The following is an 8,914-nucleotide window of genomic DNA, read 5'->3' on the forward strand; positions in this document are numbered from 1 at the left end:
TGCCCCGGGCGGCCTAACTCAGGAATTCTTCGCCGTGATATTGGTCTACCCCGGAAAGCACTACCTCGACGGGGGCCGCGGTGGCGGCCCGTAGCCCTTCTACCGCCTGGTGGTCGGTCAGGCGCCAGGCGCGGGTAGCGGGCACGGTCAGAAACACCAGGTTCAGCTGCTTCATCAGGCCGGCGGGCAGGGCGCCTTCGCGCAGGGCCGGAAACTCTACCAGCACCACCTGCACATCGGGGGCGCTGAACTCGGCCATGCGTTTGGGCTGGGCCGCCTGAATCAGCTCTTCCAGCGGCCAGCCGTGCACGGCTGCCGCCTCAGTCGGGTAGTAGAGCGAGGGCACCTCGGTGTGCGCCTCCGACTGCTGGGCCTGCTCGTCGTCAGGGTACAGGGCCAGGGTCTGCATCCCAATGCCGTGGCACCGGTCGGCCAGCGCCTGGCAGAGGGTGGTTTTGCCTTCCTGGCGCTGAACGCTGAAAATGCCCACTACAAAGGGCCCGGGCGTGGGCGAGGTGTTCACCTTGAGCAGGATGTGGCGCACCAGCTGATTGAGGCTGCGCTGCTTGGACGCCTGCAGGCGCTTGGTTGGGGCGGCGTGGGCATCGAGCGTAAAGCCGGCCACCGGCAGGCCCGTCTGCCGGGCCGCTTCCGCCGGGCTCTTCATACTCTTATCCAGCAGCGCCCCGCCCAGAATGGTGCCCACCACGCACACAAAGCCGCCCACCGCGCTCATCAGTACCAGCAGCAGCAGCTTGTTGCTTTGGGGCTTCGAGGGCAGGTTGGGCGGGTCCACTATTTTCAGGTTGGCCGTAAGCTGGGTGTTCTGCTGGGTGGCCTTGCTCGCGTTGAGGCTGCTGAGCACCGTCAGGTAAGACTTCTCGGCCAGGTCGATTTCGCGGGCAATCTGCTTGAGCGTAGCCCCCAGCGGCGCCATGCGCTGGTACTCGCGCTCGAACTGCTGCTGGCGGCGGTTCATCACGTTCAGCTTGGCCCGGTTGGATTCTACCAGCACCATGTTCTGCACCCATTCATCCAGCAGCTCCTTGTTCGGAATGCCCTCAACCGAATTGCTCTGGGCATAGATTCTATCCACGTTGTTCTGGATTCCCTGGGTTACTTTGTCGGCTTCTGCCTGGAGCTGCCGGGTTTTAGTGGCCGCCTTGCCATCCTGGGGGCTGAAGAGCTGCTGATCGGCCAGCGTGGCGTTCAGCTGGCTTAGCTGCTGCCGCTGCTCGAGCATCTGCCGGTTGCTCGCCAGCGAAGCCTGGCGGCCCCCCAGCTTCCGGTTCACGGCGTTCAGGGCGGCCTGGGCGCCGGCGTACTGCTGGTTTACCTCGCTGAGCTGGGCGGCCAGGGCCTCTTTGCCGGTTGCCACGTTGTTGGACTGCGCGTCGTAGTTGACGATGTTGTTGTCGCGGTTGAAGGCCAGGTTCTTCGCTTCCGCGCTGTCGAGGCGGACTTTGGCCCGCTGCAGCTCCGTTTCATAATAAGCAATAACCGAGGCCGTCTGGCCCTCGCGCAGGTTCTTCGACTGATCCAGAAACACCTGGATAACCAGCTCCAGCGTGGTGCGGCACACCTCGGGGTTGTAGCTTTCGAACGTGAGCTTGATCAGGTCGCTGGAGCCGATCCGGGTAGAGGCCAGCTTGCTGAGCGCGGCCAGCGAGTACGTAGCGTTGTCGGAATTCAGCAGCTGGTGCACGGCGTTGGTATTATTGGCGGCCGCGTAGCTGCGCACCTTTTGCCGCGTGGCTGCCAGGCTGCCGCCGGTAAGCTGCTGGCGGAGCTGGGCGGGCAGGCTTTCGCGCAGGGCCTCGTAGCGGGCAGTGCCGAGCAGCGAAGGCCGCTGCCCGAGGGCCTGCAGGTCGGTGGCCAGCAGCTGGTAAATCACTTCCTCCTTGGTCGAGCGGGCCGTAATCAGGCTGATGAGGTTGTCGAAGGCATTGTTGGTGGCCGTGTAGTCGGCCACGGCGTTGCCGGTCAGCGAATACCCCGAGGCAATGCCGGTGTAAATGGTGGTATCGGAGCTGTACACTTTGGGCAGGCCGCGGGCGAAATAGTACGTGGAGGCACCAAGCACCAGTGGAACAAGCAGCAGCAGCAACCACCTGCGGGCTAAAAGCCGGAATACGTCGCTTAAGCTCATAGCGTAGAGGTCATTAAGGTTGGTATCTTCTCCCCCACAACTTCCTCCAGCACCAGGAAAGCCGTATCGTACTGGCTCCTGGCCGATTCGCGCGCCACCGATACGCTGGTGAGCAGGGCGCTGACCTCGGAAAGCTCCTGCAGACTTATCTGCCCCTGCTGAAACTTCTTTTCCGCCAGCTGATAGTTCGTGCGCGTGTTTACCAGCGCTTCCTGTTGCAGGGTAAACACTTTGCGGGCCAGCAGCACATTCTGATAAAGCTGAATTATCTGCTGCCGCAGCTGGCTTTCCTGGCCCTGGCGCGTGGCTTCGCTGCGCTTGTAGTTCAGTTCCTCCTTCCGGATCTGCGTGCCCCGGCTTGCAACCTGCCCCAGGGGCAGGTTGAAGCTCGCGCCAATCTGGTAGCGGCCCGAACTGAAGGTAGTGAACTGGTTGGGGTTCAGGGGGTCGTTGAGGGCAATACTGGCCTGGTTGCCATAGACGTAGCCCGCGCCCAGGGCGGCGCTGTTGAGAATGGCCCGCCTGCTCAGCTTCAGGTTCAGCTCGTCCAGCGACTTGTCAATTTCCAGGGCCCGCAGCTCGGCCGAGTGGCTGATGGCCGCCGCCGTGAGCAGCGGCAGCGCTTTGGCGGGCGAGGCAAAAAAAACAGCCTGCCAGGCCTCGGTGGCTTCGGGCGTTTTGGTCTGGCCCAGCGCCAGCGCCGTGGGCAGGGAAAGTAGCAGGGCGGTTAAGAACAGTCTGATCATACGTTCTCCTTCTGAAATAAAGCAGGGATGGTTCTCAGAATAATCTCAAAATCCTTCTTCAGCGAGTAGCTGCGGGCGTATTCAATATCCAGGGCCTTGCGCTCTTCTTCCGACATGCTGCCGCCCTTGCCGCGCCGGCTTACCTGCCAGAGTCCGGTAATGCCCGCCGGCGCAATAAAGCGCTGCGCGTAGGCATCGGTGAGCAGCTGCTCGGCCTCGTAAACCGGCAGCGGCCGGTTGCCCACCAGCGACATATCGCCCCGCAGTACATTATAGAGCTGCGGCAGCTCGTCGAGGCTCGTATTGCGCAGAAACTTGCCCAGGCGGGTCACCCGGGGGTCGTTGGCAATTTTGATGAAGGCCGGGGCTTTTGCCTGCTGCTGCTGCTGGCGGTACTGCTCCTCACAAATCAACTGGCCCTGGGCATCTACCAGCTGATGCCGGCACTGGCTGCCCTGGCAGGCGCAGTCGGCGCACAGCCCGGCATCCGGCTTGTCGCCCACCGCTGCTGCGGTGGCGGCCGCAGCAGCGGACGTTTGGTACTGGTTGCGGTCTTTCATCGACTCCAGCAGCTGATCGGCATCCAGGCGCATAGAGCGCAGCTTCCAGAATTTGAACACCCTATAGCCGGCACCCACCCGGTAGGAGTAGTAAAACACCGGCCCCGGCGACTCCAGCTTGATAAGTATCGCCAGCAGCAGCAGAAAGGGGGCCAGCACCAGCAAGGCTCCACCCGCGCACACGACATCAAACAGCCGCTTGGTAACGGGTGTCTGTAGCGCGTATGGGCTGCCGGAAGGGGCGGGCCCCGCGGCGGGCCCGACGCGGTCGGCGTTGTGCGGCCAGTTAGCGCCCCGGCAGGCGTCCTGGTCGGGGGCCGCAGCCGTGGCTTCCGCAAAAGCCGCGCTGTGTACGCCGCCCAACAGCAGGGCCCGCAGGGCGGGGGCCACGCGGTTTTTAGTAAGCCAGAACACGGATTGCACCAGCGACTGGTTTTGCCGCCTGAGCAGTTCGATCAGCTGCTGCCCCAGACTGGAAGCCGGGTCGGCCGCGTTTACTACGGCCGCGAAATTCTCGCCCTGCCGCGCGCAAAGCAGCAGGGCCTGCGCCGGATTGGTCGCCACCAATACGTCCAGCTCGGGATGGAACTCCTGCCGGATACGCTGGCCTTCCTGCTCATCGGGCGTGAGGAGCAGAACGGCAGAGGAGGGTGGGGAATGGTTCATGCGCGCACCCGGTTGAGGAGGTTCTGAAGGCGTAGCGCCAGCTCTTCGGGACTGAAGGGCTTGATCTGATAGTCGTCGGCGCCCATTTTCAGGCACTCTATCCGGGTGCTGCTGCTGTCTTTGCCCGACAGGATAATGAGCGGGACACTGTGGCAGACTTTATCCGCCCGGATTCGCTGGATGAAGCGCGCGCCGTTCATCACCGGCATCGAATAGTCGGCCACAATAGCGGCCGGGCAGTTACCCGATTCCAGCCACTGCACCGCCTCCGGTCCGTTGGCTTTGGTTACCACCTGGTAGTCAGTGCCAAAGTAATGCTCCAGGATAAGGCGCATTGCCGGCTCGTCATCTACTATGAGTAAGACTTTTTTCATCTTGACGGAAGTGAAATGAAGACTCAAGAAGAGCGATCCGCTGTAAATAGTACAATTATGAAAAAGTGTTTTTACTGTACTTCAATACATTAAATGCTGACAGCTAGTAGATTGCTAACTAGCTTCCGGAACTTAACAGTGGGGTAGCGGGCGGGTAGTTCGGCAGAGAGTTAAAGGTGAAATAGGTGCAACTTTATACAAATAAAGGGATTTATTTGGATTAATAAAGCTTATCATATTGTTTGTTGCACCAAGCGCAACAAAAAATTCTTTGAATAGTAACCTTTACCAAATATCCATTTACTCATTATTAAGTCCTAAATCTGGCTGAGCGGCCCGGATAGGTGTTTTATCCATATAATATAAGAAATATAGAATGCCCTATTTTAGCCGGATTAGCCGCTCCCCTGGCCTGATAACTAAATGCGGCGCCTCATCGGGCCCGGACAAAGCAGTACTCCGCGCCGCCGGATTGACCTGTGGTGCCAGCCCTGAACTGGTGGGGGTGGGCACTTAGTGGCTAGCCGGCTTCAGTTCCGCAATTGCCGTGGTAAACAGTGCCAGAAAAGGCTCGGTAGCCGCCGCAATTGCCGCTACCACCAGCAGCAGCTCTTCTTTCGGCGCCCGGGCTTCGGCTAGCTCTTCCAGCTTTTTAAGGCGGGCGGCCTCCGGGTGAATATTGAGGGTGCCAAAAGCCGATTTCAGACTGTGGGCCGTGGTGCTGATGGTGTGCCAGTCGGCTCGTTCACTGGCCTCGGCCAACTCCTGCAACTGCCTCGGCACCCGCTCAATGAACAGCTCCAGCAGCTGCCGGATAAAATCGTCGTCGTTGGCCAGCCTGCCCAGCAGCTGGAAATCGTAGTGCTGCTTCGGATCGGGCGCCCGGGCAGCTCCGGCGGCCACCGGCGGCCCGCTCCCGGCCCGCTGACTGACGCGGGCCAGCAGGCTGTAGAGCTGCTGTTCGGTGTAAGGCTTGGTGAGGAAATCGGCGAAGCCAAAATTGCCCATGGTTTCGTCGTTGATGCGCAGGGCATCGGCGGTAAAAGCCACCACCGGGGTATGGCGGTTGGGGCCGTCGGCGGCCTGGAGCCGGCTGGTGGCGGCAATGCCATCCAGCTGCGGCATCTGAATATCCATCAGGATAAGGTCGTACGGCTCTTCCTGGGCCTTTTTCAGCGCTTCCTCCCCATTGAAAGCCATATCCGCCCGCACGTGCCATTGGTTCATCAGCGCCACGGCAATCAGCTGGTTGAGGGCATTGTCTTCCACGAACAGGATGCGCAGCCCCCGCAGCAGCTCCGGTTCCAGCCGAGCGGGCTCCTGCTGCACCAGGGGCTGGTCGCTGAGGGGGTAGCAAATGGTAAACGCAAAGCAGCTGCCCCGGCCCGGCTCGCTCTGCACTTCCATGCGGCCGCCCTGCAGCTCTACCAGGTCTTTGCAGATGGCCAGCCCCAGCCCCGTGCCACCGTACAGGCGCGATATGCTGCTGTTGGCCTGCTGAAAGCTATTGAAGATGGAAGTCAGGTTTTCGGGGCTGATGCCGATGCCGGTGTCGGCCACGCGAAACGTAGTCGACAGCTGGTCGTTTTGGCGGCGGGCTTCAATGGTAACGGTCACAGTGCCGCGTTCCGTGAACTTAACGGCATTGCCAAGCAGGTTCATCAGCACTTGCCGAAGCCGGTGGGGGTCGCCCGCAACCAGGGGCAGGCCCTGCTCCAGGCCCCTGATAATGAGGTGCAGGCCTTTCTCACTGGCGGCGAAAGCAGACGATTGGAGCGCCGTGCGCACGGTATGGGCAATATCGAACGGGATTCGCTCCAGGGCGATATTGCCCGACTCGATTTTGGCGAAGTCCAGAATTTCGTTGATAACGACCAGCAGGTTCTCGGTGCTGGCCTGCAGGATTTCGGTGTAGTCGGCCTGCTCCGGGGTAAGGGCCTCTTTGCTCAGCAGCTGCACCATGCCCATAATGCCGTGCAGCGGAGTTCTGATTTCGTGGCTCATGTTGGCCATGAACATCTGCCGGGCCTGCGCCGACTGCTCGGCCAGCTGGGTAATGTGCTTGAGGTGGGTGATGTCGGAAGAAAACGTGAACAGGTAGTAGCTGCCGTCGGCGCGCAGCAAGGGGCTCTGCGTGGTATGAAACCAGTGCGTTTCCCCGTCGGCCAGGGGGTAGCATTCCTCAAACTCGACCACGCTGGGCGGCGGCCCGGCCACCGGAGTGGCGGGCGGGGCCGCGGGGTGGTGCACCGCGCAGGCCCGGTTGTCTTTCCAGCGCCGGATGTGCTCATGGCTGCGGTTGGTCATGATGATCTGCCCGGCGGCATCTTCTACGCAGATAAAATGGGGGCTGATGCTGATAACCTGCTGCATGATGTCCTGCTGCTGCTCCTGCAGGTGGGGCTGCCCGCCCGACGACGCCACTGCTGCTGCTGCTGGTTGGTGCAGGCCAGCCAGCTGCCCCCGCAGCCGGGCTAACTCCGCTTCGGCCAGTTGGGCGCGGCGACGCTCGGTGGCCAGGGCGGCTGACAAGGAAGCTGGTTTCGAACCCATGGGCAGCAGATGAAAAAAGGCGAGGGTATAGTAAAAATAGTAAGATAGTATTTATAGATTGGAATTTTTGGGTTCGTTTTCCCGCGCTTCCGCACACCCGGGCCAGTACTGCCGGCGTAGCGGTCCAATTGTTATGTAGTTGCGGGTCAGTGGGAAGTCGGCCGTAAGGGCTACTTTGCCGGTTCCTGGCAGGCAGCGCCGGCACAGCGGCTGTGCCGGCGGCCTGGGTTTGGGGCAGCGCCAGGGCTCAGGCCGCCGGAATCCGGAGCCGGTTGGGCCAGGCGTTGTGGTTCTGTTCGCTTTTATTTGGTCCGATGCCCTTCACGTTTTCTCACCCGGCCCTGGTTATCCCACTGTTGCGGGCCCGGCGGCGCTACCCCTGGCTATCGGCCACGGGGCTGATAATTGGCAGCATCGCCCCCGATTTTGAAAAGTTTTTCCGGCTGCAGCTGGCCAGCGGCTACAGCCACACGGCGGCCAGCATCTTCTATTTCAACTGCCCTGTGGCCCTGGCTATTGCCTTTATATTCCATAGGTTGGTGCGCCGGCCGCTACTGGCGCATTCGCCCGCGTGGCTCCGGCGGCGGGTTGCCAAGTACGCTTCCTTCAACTGGCCACACTATTTCCGGCAGCACTACGGCGGGGTGCTGCTGAGCATTGTTTTGGGCGCGGCGGGCCACATTCTCTGGGACAGTTTCACGCATCCGAGCTATCTGATGATGAAGTTTATGCCCGGTCTGACGGCGCCCGTGCAGATAGGGAGCTGGCAAATGCCCATTTATGAAGTGAGCGGCCTTGTAAGCACCGGCGTGGGCGGCCTGCTGACGGCCTGGGCCGTCTGGCAGCTCCCTCAGCAGCCGGTCCGGGCAGTGCCGGGGGCCATGCCCGAAGCCTACTGGGGAGTTGCCGCCCTGCTCGCAGCGGCGCTGGTAATCCAGTGGACACTCCTCACAGACCCCCGCTGGCTCAGCATCGGCATTGCGGCCATTTCGGCTTCGATGATAGGCGTGCTCGTGTCGTCGGTGTATTTCCGGCCCAAAAGCTCCCTGCCCAACCCGCCCCGCTGAATAGCAGCCCAGGGGCTTGCTGATGCAGTCCGTTGCTGCTGCGCCAACTGGTCGCGCCGGCTGCCGCATGGCTTTTGGGGCGGTTATGCAGCCTTATTCGGCCAGCAGGGGCACAAAAAAAGGGCGGTAGTGCCAGGGCGTCGACTCTAAGTGAGTTGATGCCCCGGTACTACCGCCCTCTTTTTACGTGGCCGCAGTGGCCGGCCCCGGCTTTTAGCGACTGATGACCAGACGCTGGTTGACTACTTCGGTGGCCGTTACCAGGCGCACAAAATAAAGCCCGTTGTTGAGGCCCTCCGGGTCCAGGTCGACGGTGCGGGGGAGGCCGGCTTCCAGAGCGCCGGCAAACAACTGGCGTACCAGCTGGCCCTGCGCATTGAAGAGCGAAACCGTAGCGGTGCCTGGTTGCGCGGTGCGGAACTCGATACTGGCCCGGCTATCCTGCGAGCCAAGCGGATTCGGGGCAACAATTACCTGCGTGCGTGCTCCCGCAACCGTTTCGGATAAGGCTGTGTCGGAACCGGAAGCAGTGGAGCTGGCAAACCCCCGGCCCTGCAAATCAGGCGTGAAGGGGATGAGGGCACTGCCGGGGATGGGTTCCTGGCGGGAGCCGTCGGGGCGGCGCCAGGCCACGGCCAGGTAGCCGGGCCCCCACTCCTGCTTGTGCAGGGCTTCGATGTAGTAGCGGCGGCCGGCCACGAGCTGCACCGGGGCCGACTGCTGGCTGGCGTAGCGGCCGAAGTCGTGCACGCCGCTGGTCCAGCCGCTGCAGCTGGCAATGCGCTGCTTGTGGCTTGGC

The 8,914-nt window shown here is 61.8% G+C and carries 7 protein-coding genes; 1 reads left to right on the forward strand and 6 read right to left on the reverse strand.

The genetic code is table 11. The annotated features are described in order from the left end of the window. Positions 1-13: 13 nt before the first annotated feature. The 5 genes from BMY67_RS17900 to BMY67_RS17920 form a co-directional block, all read right to left on the reverse strand. The gene (locus tag BMY67_RS17900; RefSeq protein ID WP_143069913.1) at positions 14-2,149 is read right to left on the reverse strand and encodes a GumC family protein; all 2,136 of its coding nucleotides are present in this window, start codon (positions 2,147-2,149) and stop codon (positions 14-16) included. Continuing rightward, entirely contained in the window at positions 2,146-2,895 is a 750-nt protein-coding gene (locus BMY67_RS17905; RefSeq protein WP_092774156.1) for a TolC family protein, read from the reverse strand. The genes BMY67_RS17900 and BMY67_RS17905 overlap by 4 nt, the downstream gene beginning before the upstream one ends. Further along, positions 2,892-4,121: a sugar transferase gene (locus BMY67_RS17910; RefSeq protein ID WP_092774157.1), complete on the reverse strand. Its 1,230-nt coding sequence runs from the start codon at positions 4,119-4,121 to the stop codon at positions 2,892-2,894. The genes BMY67_RS17905 and BMY67_RS17910 overlap by 4 nt, the downstream gene beginning before the upstream one ends. Next, positions 4,118-4,495 (reverse strand): response regulator transcription factor, encoded by a 378-nt coding sequence (locus tag BMY67_RS17915; protein WP_092774158.1) that lies wholly within the window; start codon positions 4,493-4,495, stop codon positions 4,118-4,120. The genes BMY67_RS17910 and BMY67_RS17915 overlap by 4 nt, the downstream gene beginning before the upstream one ends. A gap of 513 nt (positions 4,496-5,008) precedes the next feature. Further along, positions 5,009-7,048: an ATP-binding protein gene (locus tag BMY67_RS17920; RefSeq protein ID WP_092774159.1), complete on the reverse strand. Its 2,040-nt coding sequence runs from the start codon at positions 7,046-7,048 to the stop codon at positions 5,009-5,011. A gap of 314 nt (positions 7,049-7,362) precedes the next feature. On the opposite strand from BMY67_RS17920, the gene BMY67_RS17925 reads away from it, so the two are divergent. Beyond that, positions 7,363-8,115: a DUF4184 family protein gene (locus tag BMY67_RS17925; RefSeq protein WP_092774160.1), complete on the forward strand. Its 753-nt coding sequence runs from the start codon at positions 7,363-7,365 to the stop codon at positions 8,113-8,115. Between the two features lie 213 nt (positions 8,116-8,328). Here the strand turns inward: BMY67_RS17925 and BMY67_RS17930 are convergent. Continuing rightward, positions 8,329-8,914 (reverse strand): T9SS type A sorting domain-containing protein (locus tag BMY67_RS17930; protein WP_143069914.1); only part of this gene is annotated, 586 nt, incomplete at its 5' end.

Source organism: Hymenobacter actinosclerus, from assembly GCF_900111515.1.
GTDB classification, from domain to species: Bacteria; Bacteroidota; Bacteroidia; order Cytophagales; family Hymenobacteraceae; genus Hymenobacter; species Hymenobacter actinosclerus.